Annotated in this window: 13 protein-coding genes and 1 tRNA gene; 4 read left to right on the forward strand and 10 right to left on the reverse strand. The window is 60.7% G+C overall.

Features of this window, described 5'->3' with window-relative positions; genetic code table 11:
- Window positions 1–3: 3 nt before the first annotated feature.
- From ABE454_RS07145 to ABE454_RS07155, 3 genes are all read right to left on the reverse strand, one after another.
- A complete protein-coding gene (locus tag ABE454_RS07145; protein WP_346530484.1) occupies window positions 4–1,704 on the reverse strand; it encodes an MFS transporter in 1,701 nt (566 codons plus the stop codon).
- The gene (locus ABE454_RS07150; protein ID WP_346530486.1) at window positions 1,701–2,276 is read right to left on the reverse strand and encodes a TetR/AcrR family transcriptional regulator; all 576 of its coding nucleotides are present in this window, start codon (window positions 2,274–2,276) and stop codon (window positions 1,701–1,703) included. The genes ABE454_RS07145 and ABE454_RS07150 overlap by 4 nt, the downstream gene beginning before the upstream one ends.
- A gap of 375 nt (window positions 2,277–2,651) precedes the next feature.
- A complete protein-coding gene (locus ABE454_RS07155; protein WP_346530488.1) occupies window positions 2,652–4,379 on the reverse strand; it encodes a gamma-glutamyltransferase family protein in 1,728 nt (575 codons plus the stop codon).
- Between the two features lie 193 nt (window positions 4,380–4,572).
- Here ABE454_RS07155 and ABE454_RS07160 point away from each other — a divergent pair.
- Window positions 4,573–4,649: transfer RNA gene (locus ABE454_RS07160), tRNA-Arg, on the forward strand.
- Here ABE454_RS07160 and ABE454_RS07165 read toward each other — a convergent pair.
- From ABE454_RS07165 to ABE454_RS07180, 4 genes are all read right to left on the reverse strand, one after another.
- Window positions 4,620–6,293, reverse strand: a complete 1,674-nt coding sequence (locus ABE454_RS07165; RefSeq protein WP_346530491.1) for a recombinase family protein — start codon at window positions 6,291–6,293, stop codon at window positions 4,620–4,622. The genes ABE454_RS07160 and ABE454_RS07165 overlap by 30 nt on opposite strands.
- A gap of 12 nt (window positions 6,294–6,305) precedes the next feature.
- On the reverse strand, window positions 6,306–6,509 hold the full coding sequence (locus ABE454_RS07170; protein WP_346530494.1) for a hypothetical protein: 204 nt from the start codon (window positions 6,507–6,509) through the stop codon (window positions 6,306–6,308).
- A 274-nt stretch (window positions 6,510–6,783) separates the two neighbouring features.
- The gene (locus ABE454_RS16170) at window positions 6,784–7,056 is read right to left on the reverse strand and encodes an RNA polymerase sigma factor (RefSeq protein WP_376787720.1); all 273 of its coding nucleotides are present in this window, start codon (window positions 7,054–7,056) and stop codon (window positions 6,784–6,786) included.
- On the reverse strand, window positions 7,053–7,493 hold the full coding sequence (locus ABE454_RS07180; protein WP_278069931.1) for a hypothetical protein: 441 nt from the start codon (window positions 7,491–7,493) through the stop codon (window positions 7,053–7,055). The genes ABE454_RS16170 and ABE454_RS07180 overlap by 4 nt, the downstream gene beginning before the upstream one ends.
- Before the next feature lie 218 nt (window positions 7,494–7,711).
- On the opposite strand from ABE454_RS07180, the gene ABE454_RS07185 reads away from it, so the two are divergent.
- From ABE454_RS07185 to ABE454_RS07195, 3 genes are all read left to right on the forward strand, one after another.
- Window positions 7,712–7,942, forward strand: coding sequence for a helix-turn-helix domain-containing protein (locus ABE454_RS07185; RefSeq protein WP_346530498.1), 231 nt, complete (start codon window positions 7,712–7,714; stop codon window positions 7,940–7,942).
- A gap of 85 nt (window positions 7,943–8,027) precedes the next feature.
- Window positions 8,028–8,342, forward strand: a complete 315-nt coding sequence (locus tag ABE454_RS07190; RefSeq protein ID WP_346530500.1) for a type II toxin-antitoxin system RelE/ParE family toxin — start codon at window positions 8,028–8,030, stop codon at window positions 8,340–8,342.
- A gap of 54 nt (window positions 8,343–8,396) precedes the next feature.
- Window positions 8,397–8,717 carry a HigA family addiction module antitoxin gene (locus tag ABE454_RS07195; RefSeq protein ID WP_346530502.1) on the forward strand — a complete coding sequence of 107 codons (321 nt, stop codon included), beginning with the start codon at window positions 8,397–8,399 and terminating at the stop codon, window positions 8,715–8,717.
- 145 nt (window positions 8,718–8,862) lie between these two features.
- Here the strand turns inward: ABE454_RS07195 and ABE454_RS07200 are convergent, their stop codons facing one another.
- From ABE454_RS07200 to ABE454_RS07210, 3 genes are all read right to left on the reverse strand, one after another.
- A complete protein-coding gene (locus tag ABE454_RS07200; protein WP_346530505.1) occupies window positions 8,863–10,536 on the reverse strand; it encodes a UvrD-helicase domain-containing protein in 1,674 nt (557 codons plus the stop codon).
- On the reverse strand, window positions 10,533–12,533 hold the full coding sequence (locus ABE454_RS07205) for an ATP-dependent nuclease (protein ID WP_346530507.1): 2,001 nt from the start codon (window positions 12,531–12,533) through the stop codon (window positions 10,533–10,535). The genes ABE454_RS07200 and ABE454_RS07205 overlap by 4 nt, the downstream gene beginning before the upstream one ends.
- Before the next feature lie 312 nt (window positions 12,534–12,845).
- The gene (locus ABE454_RS07210; RefSeq protein WP_346530510.1) at window positions 12,846–15,740 is read right to left on the reverse strand and encodes an Eco57I restriction-modification methylase domain-containing protein; all 2,895 of its coding nucleotides are present in this window, start codon (window positions 15,738–15,740) and stop codon (window positions 12,846–12,848) included.
- Window positions 15,741–16,088 lie beyond the last annotated feature (348 nt).

Genomic DNA, 16,088 nt, shown 5'->3' on the forward strand with positions numbered 1-16,088 from the left:
GGTTCAATCGATGGCGGCGGCTGCGGATGCAGCGGCCCCGGCGGCTTTGCGGGCCTCGCGCCGGGCGGCGCGGCGCGCCTCCAGACCGGGACCGAAATGGTTGAAGGCGACCCAGGCGGCGCCGATGGCGGCGGCCCCCGAGATCAGTAGGAAGACGTCGTTATAGGCCAGCACCTGCGCCTGCTGGCTGATCTGCTGCTGCAACAGACGCAGGGCTTCGGTCTGGCGCTGGGCTGCATCGCCGATGACATGGGCGTAGGCGCCGCCCAGCTGTTGCAGGCGCAGCACCGTTTCCGGGTCGCCCATGCCGATGCTCTCGGCCAGCTGGTTGGAGTGGAACTTCTCACGCAGGGTCTGCACCGTGCCGACCATCGCCGAGCCCAGCAGGCCGCCCACGTTCTGTCCGATGGAGAACAGGACGATGAAGCTGACCATGTTCTTGCCCCCGCCCTGCAGCACCTTGCCGAAGCCCAGGATCATCGTCGGCCCGATAAAGAAGGCGGCGGCGAAGGCCAGCAGCGCCTGACTGAAATAGAGCTGGGTCGGGCGCGTCAGCACCGTCGCATGGCTGTCCATGAAGGCGCCGACCGCAATCATCACCAGGGCGATGGAGATGGGCCGCCACAGCTTCATCGGGTTCAGGGTCATCGCGCTGACCAGCGTGCCCGCCGCCGTGGCGATCAGCATGATCAGGAACAGGCCCTGCATCTGCTGCGGCACCAGACCCATCTGCTGCAGGAAGCCGACGGCCCCGGTGGTCTGCTCGGACAGCACGATCCGCACCAGCAGGATGGCCAGCATCAGCCGCACCAGATCGCGCCCGGCCAGCCATTTCAGATCAATCAGGGGATTGGCGCGGTTGTACTCGATCAGCACGGCGGCGGTCAGCAGCACGATCGCCCCGACCAGCGCCCAGCCGATCCACGCCGCCTCGGTCCACCAGACGATACGCCCCAGCCCCAGCACCGCCGTCAGCAGGGCCACCCCTGGCGCGAACAGGGCGAAGGTCAGGAAGTCCAGCTTCTCGAAAGCTCGCACCCGCTGGGACGGCGGCATGCGCAGGGCGAAGACGGCGGGCAGGGCGAGCAGCACCAGCCCCAGCTCGAACATGTAGAAGGCCCGCCACTGGTCCAGATCCAGCAGATGCATGACCCCCAGCCGCGCCAGCGGAATGGCCAGGCTGGACAGGCCGACGGCGATGATGATCCCCTTCAGCCTGTGCTGCGCGGGAAAGGCCTGAATGATGTAGAGGATGCCCAGCGTCGACATCCCCGCCGCGGCCATGCCCGCCACACCCCGCACCACCAGGGTCGAGCCGAAATCCTCCAGAAACAGGTGGGCCGCCGTCGTCGCCAGAAAGACCATCATGATGATCTCGGCGAACAGGCGCAGGCCGTATTGCATCCTGAACTTGACCAGCAGCAGGTTCATGCAGGCGTTGGTCATGATGAAGACCACGGGCAGCCATGCCGCCTCGGTCGTGGTCACGCCAAGGGCGCCTGCCAGTTGCGGCACGCTGGCCGTCACCGCCGCATTGCCCAACTGGCCGGTCAGGGCCACCAGAATGCCGACCACCCCATAGGCCAGACGCCACGGCGTCGTATGGTCCGGCGTCGCGGGCGAGCCGGGCAGGACCGGGCGTTCATGCGGCTTCAGCGTGGCGAGGTAATCCTCCCACGGCAGGTCCCAGTGACGGCGGCTCATGCGGCCTCGCCCGTCTGATCGCCCTTGTGATCTGCTGGGCGCGGCCGAATGGCGTCCAGCACCAACTCCAGCGAGCGGCGGCTCAGCGCCTCGCGGTCCTGCGGCGCCACGGTGCGCGACGGCGCCCCCAGCATCAGGGTGATGACGCGGATGTCCTCGGTCGTCAGGTCGCCGCGCACCCGCCCGGCCGCCTGCGATGCGGCCAGCGCCTCGGCGCCTGCCTGCTTCATGCCGCGCCGGATGGGGGCAAGCGCCTCGTCCTTCAGGTCGCGGATGGCGCTGGACAGGCCCGCATTGTCCAGCATCAGCCGCGTCACCTGCTCCAGAAACCAGATGAAGGCGTCCGGGTCGTCCAGCCGCGTGCGCGTGCGGCGCCCCAGATCCTCGATCTGCTGGACGAAGACCGCCAGCGCGAGCTCAGACCGGTCCGCGAAATTCCGATACAGCGTCGCCCGCCCGACCCCGGCCTGTTCAGCGATCAAATGCAGCGGCGCATCCAGCCCCTCGCGCGCAAAGGCTTCCTCGGCCGCCTTCAGCAGCCTTTCACGGCGTTCCGCGGCGTCTTGTCGCAAGGGACGGTTCATGGCGCGCTAAGTGGACACTTGTGTCCGCTTGTTCAAGAGGTGTTTTCCTGAAATGCACAAGTCGCGCGCAAGCTGCACCGGACGTGTCCGGTACGCACGGGTCGTCACGCGGGATGATGACGGCGCGACGCTTTAATGAGAGGCGACCGAGGAAAGATGACGACTGATCGTATCTGGAAGCTTCTGGCTGTGACCGGCGTCTGCGTCATGCTGTCCGGCTGCTATTCCTGCTCGCTCAACGGCGGATGGGAGCGGCAAATGAACCCGTTCTGTACGGAAGACCGGGCGCTGGCGGGTCATGGCGTCGGGTCTGGAGCAGGCCAGCAACTGGCCTGCTCCAGATCATCGTCAGCGCGCCATCCTTCAGTGCGTGCGGGCCACGCCTTCGCGACGGCTGTCGGCCGCGCCGTCCCAGCGGCCGTTGCGCCACAGACCGCCATGCAGGCCTGAGGTTTCGGTCGTGTTCGGCTGAAGCACGACGCCGCGCGCCGCCATGCCTTCGCGCACCGGCGCCGGGAAGCCCTCGGTGTCGGCGCCGAAGCCGTCGCCCTTGGCCACCAGGTTCGGCAGGTCAAAGGCCTGTTGCAGCGGCAGGCCCCAGGCCAGGGCGCCGATCAGGGCCTTGGCGTTATAGGCCAGGATGGACGACCCGCCCGGCGAGCCCAGCAGGCCCACCAGCCGCCCTTCGCGATCCAGGATCAGGGCGGGCGACATGGACGAGCGCGGCCGCTTGCCCGCCGCCACGGCGTTGGCCGCAGGCGTGCCGTCCGACGCCGTCGGAACCATCGAGAAATCGGTCAGCTGATTGTTCAGGAAGAAGCCGCCCGCCATCCGGCCCGAGCCGAACAGGCTCTCGACCGTGGTGGTCATGCTGACGGCGTTGCCCTTGGCGTCGACGATGACCAGGTGCGACGTCCCCGCCGGTTCGCGCGTGGCGTCCGCGCCGACGTTCGGCGCCCCCGCAGGCACGCCATAGGGCGCCGCGCCGCGAAGACCCGGCGCCAGCGCCGCGCGCTCTGCGACATAGGCCGGGTCCAGCAGGCCCGCGACCGGCACGCTGACAAAATCAGGATCGCCGAAATAGCGATCACGGTCCGCATACATCAGCCGCTGAAGCTGGCCGAAGGCGGCCCAGGCCTCGGGGCTGGCGGAGCCCTTTTCAATGTCCGGCGTCTGCTCGGCCATGGCCAGAAGTTCCAGGATCGACGCCCCGCTGGACGGCGGCGGCGGCACGCAGATGGTGTAGATCTTATAGGGACCGCACACCGCCTCGCGCACGACGGGGCGGTAACCGGCGACATCGGCGGTGGTCAGGGCGCCGGGGCGCGGACCTTCATGCACGGCGGCGACGATGGCCTCGGCCAGCGGGCCCTGTTGCAGGGCCGCCGCGCCTTCACGGGCGATGCGGCGCACCGTCTCGGCATAGGCCGGGTTTCGCAACGTCTCGCCCGCCTGATAGCGCGTGCCGTCGGCCTTGGTGAAATACTCGGTCGCCCAGCGCGTCTTGGACTGAGGCGCGTCGCCGTTGATCATGCCCGCCAGACGCTCGCTGACGACAAAGCCGTCCTGCGCCAGTTTTTCCGCGTCGCCGAACAGCTCGGACCAGGCCAGTGCGCCGTGCTGCTTCTGGGCCAGGGCCAGCATGGGCACCACGCCCGGCGCCCCGGTCGAGCGCCCGCTCAACACCGCATCGACAAAGGCCAGCGGCTTGCCGTTCTCATAAAACAGTTCGGACGTGGCGGCGGCAGGAGCCGTCTCGCGCCCGTCATAGACGGTGATGGCGCCGCTGTCGGCGTCATAGAACATCATGAAGGCGCCGCCGCCCAGACCCGACGATTGCGGCTCGGCCAGCCCCAGCACCGCCTGCACGGCCACGGCCGCATCCACGGCCGACCCGCCGCGCGCCAGCACCTTCATCCCCGCATCGACCGCCAGAGGATTGGCCGCCGACACGAACGGCCCGCGCGCGAGGTTCTGCGCCGCCCCGGCCCGGTTGACGGCCGCATCACCCGCCCCCGCATCAATGGCGGAGGTCGCGCATCCGCTCAGCAGCAGGGCCGCAGCGGCGGCTCCAGCGACGAGCATGGACATTCTGCGCGCAGGGCGGACAGGGGAAAATGACAAGGCGCGCACGCAATCTCTCCGGCACGTTGCAGGGGCCTTTATGCCTAGGCCCGCAGCCCCTTCAGGCCAACCCTGCATTTTCTCAAGATTTTCTGAGAAAAGCCGCTTGCCAGTCCGAAAGCGACCCGCTAGATACCCGGCCCTGCCCGCAAGGCGGTGCGCACCCGTAGCTCAGCTGGATAGAGCACCAGACTACGAATCTGGGGGTCAGGAGTTCGAATCTCTTCGGGTGCGCCACTTCGGTTTAAAACCGAGAACTCCGCCAGCGGCGGCGTAACTCTCACCATCGTTAGACGCCAAGGCCCGCAGAAGCTCGGTTCGCGAGCCGATGATGCGCGCCTCGGTCTTGCTGATGACCTCCACCCGTTGGGTCAGAGCCCGCAGGTGATCCCGACGATAGCCGCTTGTGCGGTCCTGTAACTTACGTCGCGCGGCGGTGGCGAACCGGCTCAAGACATCTGGAGTGATTGTCGGCGCCAGCCGCTCCACTGAAGCGCTGATCCGCTCGGCGTCCGCTCTGGCCTGGTCGCGGATGCCGGAAAGTTCAGCCACGCGATCCTTCAGCGATGTGTCGTCCGGCGCGAGCAGGCCGTTCTCGATGGCTTCATAGAGCCGATTGAGCTTGGCCTCGGCCTCTGTCGCGCGCTTGCGCATCTCCGCGATGTGGCCGCGCCTCTGGTCGGCCCATTCCTCGCGGCGATCCAGAAGCTGCTCCATCAGCCCCGCGAGACGCTCTGAATCGAGCAGCCGTGTCTCGAGGTGGTCGATAATCGCGTCATCCAGCTTGTGCATGGGGACGGCCAACCCAGTGCATCCCGTCTCACCCATCCGCGCCTTGGTCGAACAGGCGTAGTAGCGATACTGGCCGCCCGCCTGGCCCTTCCCTGTCCTCAAGGTCATCGCGCCGCCGCAGAACCCGCAGAAGCAGATGCCCGTCAGCAGGTTCGGGCCGGTCGAAACGCGCGGCGGCGTCCACTTGGGGTTCCGCGACGCCAGGCGCGCACGGACAGCTTCATGATCCGCCTTCGATACGATAGGCGGCACCGCCATCACGGCATGCTCGGATTCTGGCTTTGGCGTTCGGGTCTTGTGGTCGCGGGTGTTGAACCGGTGCTCGCCCATATAGGTCGAGCGGGTCAGGATCTGATGAACGGCGCTGATGCCCCAGCGCCCCCCGTCCCGCGTGCGGATGTTCTGATCGTTGAGCCGCGTGGCGATGGTCTTCAGCCCCATCGGTCCCTGCGAGCCGTCGCCGGTCAGCGCCCAGCGATAGATTGTCCGCACCATCTCAGCCTGGAGCGGATCGATCTCCAGCGCCTTCTTGATCTTGGCCCCACGCTGCTCCGCCGCGACGATGCGGTAACCGATGGGCGGCCGGGCGCCGTTCCAGAAACCCTGACGGGCGTTTTCCTTCATGGCCCTGAGGGTGTGTTTGGCGTTCTCGCGGGATTGATACTCGTCGAAGAGCGTCATGATCTGGCGCATCATCACGCTCATGGGATCATCGCCCAGCTCTTGGGTGATGGAGACCAGACGCACGCCGTTCTTCGCCAGCTTCCGGACGTAGAACTCGAACTGGAACTGATCGCGGAAGAACCGCGAGAAGCTGTGCACCACGATGATGTCGAAGGCGGGCGGCTTGATCAGCGCGGCCTCGATCATGGACTGGAAGGATGGCCGCCGATCGTCGGTGGCGGTGTTGCCCGGCTCGACATACTCCGCCGTCGTCTCCCATCCCTTGCTCTCGCAGTAGGCTTCAAGCTGACGGCGCTGATCGGGGATCGACAAATCGTTGACGGCCTGTCGTCCGGTCGAGACCCGAAGATAGAGGGCGGCGCGGCTCTGGAGGCCTGCTGTCGTGGCAATAAATTTGCGGCTCATGCCCTGCTCCTCTCAGAGGCGCGGACCCAGAATCTCGTCGAGCACCTCGCCAAGCCACGCCTCCACCGCCAGAAGCTCGGCCGGGGTGATCGGGAGATCATCGGGCCAGGTGTCGGTGACGCGGACGGCCGACTGTACGCCAACTCGCCGGGCGGGCGGAGTCCGGCGCCGGCACGCCACGGGCTCTGATGACGGCTGGACATACATAGCCAGCAAGCTGTCCGCTCCATAAGCGCGCGCATATTCGTAACCTCTCCCTCGCAAATCTCCGGAGGCCGCTTTCTCGCAAAGCGGATCGATCCCTCGATCCATGCCAGGCCCCCAGCGGCAGCGGCCGACCGGGTCAACGCCTGCGGCGCCCGCCGCAGCCCGCAGGGCGCGAAGCGGGGTTGAAGCGGGCGGACGGCGCTGCTCCCCACCCCAAAATGAGGGTCAATACAGCCAAGCCTGTCAGACAATGCCGGCGCAAAGCCTATCCTGCCCTAGACCCTCATTGCCGTTCAGAAGGCTCGCAACCGCCCGCCTCATCGACGGCTCGGCCCAAGCGAACGAGCGCCTGCGCCAGACGCGCTTCGACCGCCTGCTGGTCGATACCCAGATGCTCGGCGATCTGATCTAGGGACATTCCGGCGAAGCGATGGAGAACGAAAGCGTCGCGAGATTCGCGTGGCAGTCGGCGGATCGCCCGGACGAGAACCCGGCGTTGGTGTTCTTCGGCTGATCGACGAGGACGCCGTCGGAGCGGCGAGGGCCAGCGCCTCATGGGGTCGCCTCACATTCCACCCCGATGGCGGCCTCCACTGCGCAGAGGAGGTCGCAGATGGCCTGATCGATCGCGTCGGACGGTAGCGGTAGTTCCGGATCGCACATACCTGAGCGCAAGGCGCCGGAGACGTAGAGAGGGCCGAGCACAGCAGCGAGTTCGGCGATGCCGTCTGGGATGCCTCGAAACCCCAGCATCCGGACGCACCGAAGCGCCTTGGTCAGGTCGTGACGCAGGTGGGTGCGATTCCAGTCGTCGGAGAGCCCGCGATGGAGCAGGTAGGCTTTGAGGCCGAGTTCGATGGCGATGGCCGAGTGGTAGGCCGATCGGACGCCGACGCGGTCATCGTCGGTCCAGGCCATCGCGTGGAAGGCGCGCGCGTTATGGGCGAACGCCCGTGCAAGGTGGGGGTTGGGGTCGCGCCGGCGGGTCCTCATGACACCGCGCTCGCTGAGCCCTGTGTCGCTTCCCCGCGAGGAGAAATCGCACGTCTTTGGGTATCCTGGTGGTCAGGCATGCGTGACCTCCCGCGCAGCCGCCCGGTCGCTCAGATCATGCTGAACGGTGGAGTTTCGGAGTATTTCGGTTAGAGTTCAGCGGAATTCGCCGACTGAGTCAACAGAATTCTGCAACTAGTCGGAGGTTTTCGCTAAAAATGATCAATCCCGCCCAAATCCGCATGGCTCGCGCAGGCCTTGGCATCAGCGTTCGAGCACTGGCTGAACGGTCCAACGTGGCTGAATCAACCATTCACCGCTTTGAGGCTGGCCGGGGTGGGATGCAGACCAATACACTCGAGCGCCTTCAGTCCGCCCTCGAAGCGGACGGCGCTATCTTCGTGTCAGCCGATGCCACGGGCGGACCGGGTGTCCGACTGAAGAGCTGACTCTCTCGGAACCCACCTCCCAATCTGCCTGTCAATCGCTCACCTTGTAGCGAATCGCGCTACGTTTTATTGACTCGCGTAGCACATGGCGCTACATGCTATCTGGAAGACTGCCGCCGTGATCCTCAGCTGGAAGGGTAAACAAGCCAGGGAGGTCTTTGAGGGCAACTGCCCCAAAGGTTTTCCGGCCGACCTCTTCAAGCGGGTGCGGCGGAGCCTCTTCCAGTTGGATGCGGCGACGCGGCTCGATGATCTCAAACATCCCCCGGGGAACCGCCTGCACCGCCTGCACGAAGACCGGGCGGGGCAGTGGTCGATCAGTGTGAACGACCAGTTCCGCATCTGCTTCCGATGGACCGATCAGGGCCCGGAGGATGTTGAGTTCGTAGATTACCACTGAGCGGGGGCTTGGTGGAGCGGTCCGGGATCGGACCAGGAAGAGAGAAGTTCGCCGATGGAGATGCATGACTTCGCCAACTTCGCGGCGCCCGCGCCGCACCCTGGCGAACACCTGCGGGAAGACTATCTGCCCGCCTACGGTCTCAGCGCCGGCGCCCTTGCCAAGGCCATGGGCCTGAAGGACCGAGCCCGTATCGAGCGTCTGGTGCGTGAGAAGCAGTCGGTCACGGCCGACACGGCTCTGCGTCTGGCCAAGGTGTTCGGCACGTCGCCCCAGTACTGGATCAACCTCCAGACCACGCACGACCTGTCAAAGGCCGCGATCGAGGGACGGGGCGAACTAGAGCGGATCGAGCAGTTGCATGCGCGAGCCTAAGGTGCCGGGCTCCCCTCTGCCTTGCGACAGACGCGGACATTAGGTCGTCGCCACGATCGGACATTCAGCATGTGCGAACGATTTCGCCAGCTTAACAGGCTGGAATTCGCCTGCCCGAGGGATTTGTCGGCGAGTCTGGATGAAGCTAGAGAGCCAAGCTTTCTTCGCCGAAAAGCTCTTCCATTCTGGCACGGTTGGCGTCGCCCACATGAGCCACAATTAGAATGTCCTTGGCGCGGGAACAGCACACATAAAAGAGGTTTCGCGTTCGAGTGAGCCTGTTTGCGTTTCCCTCCTGATCGGCCAAGAGATTTCCGAAAGAGTACTGGTTCCAGTTAGCGCCAGCGTCGTCGAGGACGACAAGGACATTGTCGAATTCTTCGCCCTTCACCCCATGCTTCGTGGTGTATGGCAGATGGCTCTCAGAGACCGCCCGGTAGGTGCTGACTTCTCGGAATGGCAACGCCAGAAGCGTTGCCATGAAGGTTTGATGTCGCTCCTCAGAGCTACCAGGCTCAGCGTCGGGCAAGGCTCCTGCCAAGGCATCGGTGAGATCATCGAGGATGACCAACAGGCCCGATGCCTGAATATGGCGCAGCACATCACCAATTGTGCCTGTCTCTGCCAGATGGACCAAAGCGTCCAATGCTGCTTTTGCTTTGGCCTTTTCGTCGGCGGCGGCGAGTGTGGTCCCCGATCGCTTGAGAATGCCTATGGTCGCGCCTGTCTTCCCGACTCGCCATTGCTCCACGGCGGCTGCAACTGTCTCGCTCAAAAACTTGGCAATGGGATCATCGCCAGACTGGAAGTCGTCTTTGGCGAAGCTGCTGCGCGCGTTGTAGGCAGACCAAAGTCCCTCGTAACCGGCCTTTCGGGCAATCAAGCGGTGGGTGAGGAACAGAACTTTCAGCTCCTTCCCAGACAGGTCGATACCAAAAGCGCTCCGCGCTTTTGCCAGGGCAGCGTCTGTGATGTCAGCTGTAGGGTCCAAACCGGCAAGATTCACATAGACAGCACGTCCGTCCCGGTTATCCCCGGCTGCCTCTTGTTTGATGTCAGTCCGCACCTTGTTCAGCACATCAATCACGGCTTTCGAGCAGCGATAATTTTCTTGCTTTTGGATAATTTCGAGCCGGGCTTGCTGATCGACTGCAAGTTCGCCAACACCGCCCGGATAAATGCTCTGAACCTTGTCGCCAAAGAATCCTATGACGGGCTGAGGGTCCGCTTGATGGAGATGATCGATAAGAATCTCGATCACAGCAGGGTCAGTGTCCTGATACTCATCGACGAAGATGAATGGGTAACGCGCCGCGACCAAACGGGCGAGCATCGGATGGGAGCGGAACATGACGTGCGCTACGCCCAACAGGTCATCGTGGTAGATGCGACCTTCTAGAAAATTTCCCCCTCTGTCTGAATAGCTCACGCCGGACGCGTCATTCAGCGCTGCCTCAAGCTCGGCATGATCCTTCTTTCGGCGGCTGTTACCCGGAAGCTCCGCGTTGAAGGTCAAAAGCGCAGGCTTCAACTCCTTTTGAAAGGCCTTGATCGCATCCCAGAGGAAGTCGTGGATTGTGGTGACCTTGAACAGGTCGTCGTGATCCGTCCGTTCGATGATCTCGTTCTTGGCGACATTGGTGAAGGTGATGCAGGCAACCCGCTGCCCCTCCTGCACGCAAGATTTCCGGTTAGGCCCCCGGATATAATCCAAGGCCCGGATCAATGAAGAAGTTTTACCGGAACCCGCTCCTGCATCGATCAAGAAGCTCCGGCGCTCTTTCAGGCAGGCCAAGATTCGTTCGTCAGCCTCGGTCATGTGTTGGCCCGCTTTCCGGCAAGCCAAACCAAACCGTCCTGAATATACTTGGGAGTGTTCCAGCCGGGGTTCGCCAACAGATCCAAGGCGAAATCAACCTTGCCCAGCTTTCCGCTCAAGCTCCATCCATCAGCGGGCAGCCCCCGTGCCACGGACCTTCCGATAGAGCCACCTGTCGCTTCCAAATTGGCATGATTAGCAGTCAGCCAGGCGATGTTGGCGTAAATAAAAGCTTCCTCGAAAGACCGACCACATTGGCCACCCTCATCGACTTGGTATGCCACTTGGATCGCCCGTTGCGTTTTGGCCTCGGCATCGCAGGCGCGTAGCTCTGCCAGATCAGCTTTTCCGGGAAGCCACTCACGAAGCGCGACATTGCTGGTCCCAACACCGGTTGCAACCGGACACTTTTCAGACGCCGCATTCACAGAGTCGAGGTCGGTCACGATGAGCGTGGGAATACCGAGGAAATCGATCAGCGGTTTGAACTTATGTGCATAAGCTCCGCCGATTTCCGACACGCTGATATATTGGCTCGTGAACGTCTCGCAGCCCTCTAGCTGGGCGCAGGCTTCGATCATCATCGGCATGAGAAGCCGCTCGACCTGACCCTCGATGAAAATGGCTTTGTCTGCGAAGAAGAGATCGCAGTGCGTCAGCCGAATGTAGCGCCGCAAGAAACTGAGCGCATTGGGATCGCCGGCAGGCATCGGAAGTTTGGACAGGTCTTTGATTATAACCTCACGGCCCGCGCGCCGAAAATATCGCACCGGCCCAAACTCCGAATGGGCGATCATGTGGGACGAATGGGTGGACAGAAGAACTTGCGGCGTCGTTCCGCCATCGGCTTCTAAAGCCCTAGAAATCTCACTGATGAAAACTGTCTGCATTTGAGGGTGCAGGTGCGCTTCGGGCTCCTCAATCGCGATTATGTGGACCCGAGGCCTCTCGTCGGGTGATGCTTCGAGTGCGGCCCTGAACGACTCTAACTGGAGCACGATGTAGATAAGATTTTTATAGCCGAGACCGTTGTACTTCTCAGGTAGCTCAAACTCCTCGATGACGCCTTCTCGCCCCGTATGCTGACTGGCGTAGAAGATTCTCGCGTTATCTCGATAGATCGTCTCAGCGCTCAGTTGTGCTCGCACGCGGAGGTCGGGTGCGGACTGGCCTTGGGGATATCCGAAACTTTGAAGTCGCGTCGTCAGACGACCGAACGCCGTCCCGTATTTCTCCGTAAGATCAGAGGCGCTGTCGGTGAGCGCGTTTTCGATAGCTTGGTAGCCCTCGGCGTCATCGACTTTGTAGAAGCGGGTGTAATGATCATGGAGGAGCTTGGAGAGCTTCGCCGAACGGCTCGTTTCGTCGTCATCGACGTGGCGTTGGGCGGGAACTAGGTCGATCTTCAGCAGGCGCTTCAGAGGTGCTCCATCTTCCAGCGGTACCACTTCAGTCCCGTCTTCGGAGACTTTTGCGTAGGTGCGCTCGTAGTGTCGAGCGAAGCGGTCTTTCAGGAAGTCGCATAGCGTCTGCTCCAGAACCGGGCGGGCCTCGAACTCATCCACCAACTGCTTCGCGTTTTTGAGGCTGTAATCGATCCTGATCCGAATGCGATTTGCCCCGGCATTCAGGTCCATCAGCAAGTCTGTAGCCGCGACCAAGTCGGAAGGGTCGTCTGTATATGAGAAAATCAGATCGATCCGCATTCGAGGAGCCAGTCGGCGAACAATCTCTGCCTTAGCCGTTCCATCGACAGCGGTGGCAATCAGTGTCTCGATGCGACGAAAGTCTTTATGGCGTAGCTGTGAAAGGTCGTGGAATGACACCTCTGGTGCCTTCGAACCTGAGGTGCCGAAAACTCGAAGCGCATCCATGACGGATGTTTTTCCGCTGTTGTTCGGGCCAACCAAAATGGTGGTCGTTCTGTCCTGAGCCAAGTCGATAGTCAGTCGACGGAGCAGCCGGAAGTTTCGAACGGCGATTGTCTCAAGACGCATGTTTGCCCCCCTGGACCGGTCTGGATCACCCGCTGACGACCGCATCAGCGATTCGTGTTGGAGTTAATGTTATAATTATTCTATAAAGCTTCGGATGCTAGTTATCATCGCATGGCGCTGAACAATTTGCTCGCGTGTGACGGACTTCAAAGTGGAATCTTCTCACCGCCGCAAAGGTTCAGATGCAGCCTTTACGTTCCTAAATTAGCCTAATGGCCTTTATTTAATCTCGGCTGATTTTAGTTAGGGGCGCTTTGAGGCCTGCGCTCGAATATAAATCATATCCACAATCATCTTGTAAGCCAAACGACGTCAATCGACGCCGACTAACGCCTCGACGCCATCGATAAGAGCAGCTTCCTCAGCAGTGAGCTCGAACGCCTCATTAACTGCAGCATCGATCTGCTTGGCGACTACTCGGATTTGGCGATCTCTCATCACTGAGGGCGCAGTTATTTTCAGAGCCATCATAGAGTCAGAAAGTTTGGAAAGGCGGCCGAAGCACTCCCGAGAAGGAACCGGTAGCATTTCCACAAACTCCTTCTTTACCTCGGCCAAGGCCTCGCCTGCCTCCGGGTTCATGGCCCGCAGGCACCAGGTCAGAAGTTTGGAGTTGAGGAGCGCCACGATGGCGGGAAGATCGAGCGTCGGGTCACGCGGCTCGAGCACATGTAGGTTGTTCAGGCAGAGGTGTTTATCAACGTCCAGCGCAGCAATGATCGCATCACCTGTCTGTCTGACAAGGATTTTTGCAGCCGAGTCGAAGTTGGCCGCTGGGCGAGGCTCAGCCAACCATGGACCATACCGGAGAAACCGCTTCTCTAAGGGTTTGATTTCGAAGCGTCCGATATCCTTCCCTCGAAGGTACTGGCGGTACTCACTGGTCAACCGCGAAGTCGCGTCATATACGCGATCGGTCACGACCTGCTTGGTCTGTGCTGGCTTGCCCTTCCCGACCTGATAGGGCTTTACGCCAACATTGACCTTGAGAAGATCAGAGATCGCGAGCGGCTGAGAGAAGAGCTTCTTTCTTAGCGCCCGTTCCTCGGGCGAAAGGAAGATGTTGATCGGCCTATCCGATGATTGAAGCCACTCATCTTGACTACCGATTATAATCCTTGCGTCTTCGAGCAAGGCCGCCGTAGGCTCACCGGGCACGATGCACACTTCAGGGGTCATCTTTTTGGCGAAACCGTTTTGGAACAAAACAACTTCGGTATCGACCACTACCTTCTTGAACACCGAATACTGGAAGTGGACGATCTTTCGCACCTGCGTCGATCCCATCACAAGCCTTCGAAGCTTTCCTTGTCTCAGATTGCTTAGCCACGGGTTAGGGATGATCATCCCCCAAAGCGCCCCCTTTTTCAGAAGCCTTTTGATCGACAGCTCAATGAACAGTAAGTAGCTATCTAACTGATAGGATTGGTGCCGAAACTTTGACTTGAGATAGTTTTTTTCTAAGGGATACAAAGTCGCCCCGTATGGCGGATTTCCGATCACAGCATCGAAGCCGCCCGCTTTAAATATGAGCGGAAACTCCTCCACCCAGTCGAAGGCGTTGATTCGGAAATGATCGTCATCGTCGAGGTCGGTCAATTCGCCTTGGTCATAGAAGTCGGAGTCTACGAGACTGTTGCCGCATTTAATATTGCTGCCGAGGTCGGGTAGCGCGCGCTCATGAAACAGTGACAGGTTTTTGCCGATAGCCTCACCGCTCTCGCCTTCCAGAACCTTGAGCAACAGGGCCAGCTTAGTCACTTCTACGGCTTGCGGATCGATATCGACGCCGAAGACATTGTTTAGTAGGATGGACTTGCGGATTTGTGTTGTCAGTCTCCACGACCCTTTGTCGGTTTGATGAAGTTCTTTCTTAAACTTCGAGGCGCCACCGTTCGCCATATAGTAAGAAAGGTGCCAGTCGAGCAGATGCTGATAAGCGACGATTAGAAACGAACCCGAGCCGCATGCTGGGTCGAGGATTCTAATTTTCTCGACTTGCTTTGGGGTCTTGCCCTGCAGCAGGGTGTCGATCGTCTCTTTTGCGATGAACTCGACGATATAACTGGGGGTATAAAAGACTCCGCCAGCCTTCTTTACCTCTGGCTTATCCTCAATGACTGCGGTCTTCCCGTCGACCTGGATGACCTTTCCCAGAAATCGCTCGTACACCTGACCAAGAATGTCAGCTGGGATGACCGAGAATTCGTAGGGGTTTGGGAGATAAAGGCTCCGGAGAATGCGGTGAAGCGGTTCATCGTCGACCACCAACTTAAGGGTCACGGTGTCAACCGCCGTCGCATGAACCTCCTTTGGATTAAAGTGGAATAGGCCGGAGTTGTACCGATCGTCCGCGTCCTTGAAGAGCTTGGAGAGCTGCTGGTACGCGCCCTTCGACCTGCAGACCCTCAGCAATCTTTCTGGCGGTTCGATCCCGCGGTCCTCGCAAATGCGAAGAAAGATAATTCGATCGATCGTAAGCTGAACGGCCAGGTTAAGATCACGTTCGCTGATCTCGTTGTTGGCCAGAATGTTTCTGGCAAGGACCTCCCGCCATTCCTCGATCTCCGCCAGAAAAGCATCATCGACAGTAGCTGTGCCCTTCTTCTTGGAGTTTACGAACCGGTCGAACGACCCCTTCATCACTGCCTCTTTAGAGAACAGAGCTGAAATCTCGTCCCATTTTTCTTCGTAATCGCTGTATTTATAATAATATAGCCTACCAATGGCGGCATTATGCTTTTCTTCAGGCGCGTAGGTGCAGTCGTAAACTGCAAACTCTTCAAAATCGGTTAGAATGCTAATAGGTAGTTTTGCGCTCCAGCCGTAGCGCCTTAGCTGAAAGGCTGATTTAGGGTCAGAGCTTATCGATACTGACGGCTTCTTTGCTTCAACAAAGAATTTCCGAGTCCCGCCAATTCGAAAAGAATAGTCTGGAGCCTTCTTCGACACGCCGACGAGAACCATGTCCTCATGAATCACGTCACGGTACGCTTCGGCGTAGTCGCTCTCATTATCGATGTCCCATCCAAGCGCCTTGAAGAATGGGTCTATAAAGTCACGACGAACCTGCGTCTCGTTGTACGATCCGGAGAGGTATACATCACGTTGCTCGTTGAAACGTCTAACAAGCTTCGAAATCGCCTGTGGTGCTGCCATAATTCTCCCCCGACTGGCGAGTCTAGCTTCGCGGTTCTCGCCAAGCAAGGCGCTCCTCTTACTTGGCGTTAATGCCCACACGGACGGTAGCGATGTTGCCCGGTCCCAACTTGGAGGCGCACGGCCATGGGAACGGTCAACATTGCCTTCGATGTGGTCGGTCAGCTCGCGACAAAAGTTTGGAATGTCTTATTCTGCACGGGTCCGCCTGGCCGCCTCTGACGCCCTCGAGATGTCACCCCACCAGCAAGACGCTCGCACAGTAGTTTTCGACGTCATCCGTCGAGGCGACGCCTACGAGGACGTTCGATATCTTACGATATCTCATTGCTAACGATGCCTGCTCGGTTCGCAGAACGGAAATCGGCTCGTTCCCGAATAGCCGATATTCTCTGA

It is taken from the genome of Brevundimonas diminuta, assembly GCF_039673845.1.
Classification (GTDB): domain Bacteria; phylum Pseudomonadota; class Alphaproteobacteria; order Caulobacterales; family Caulobacteraceae; genus Brevundimonas; species Brevundimonas diminuta_E.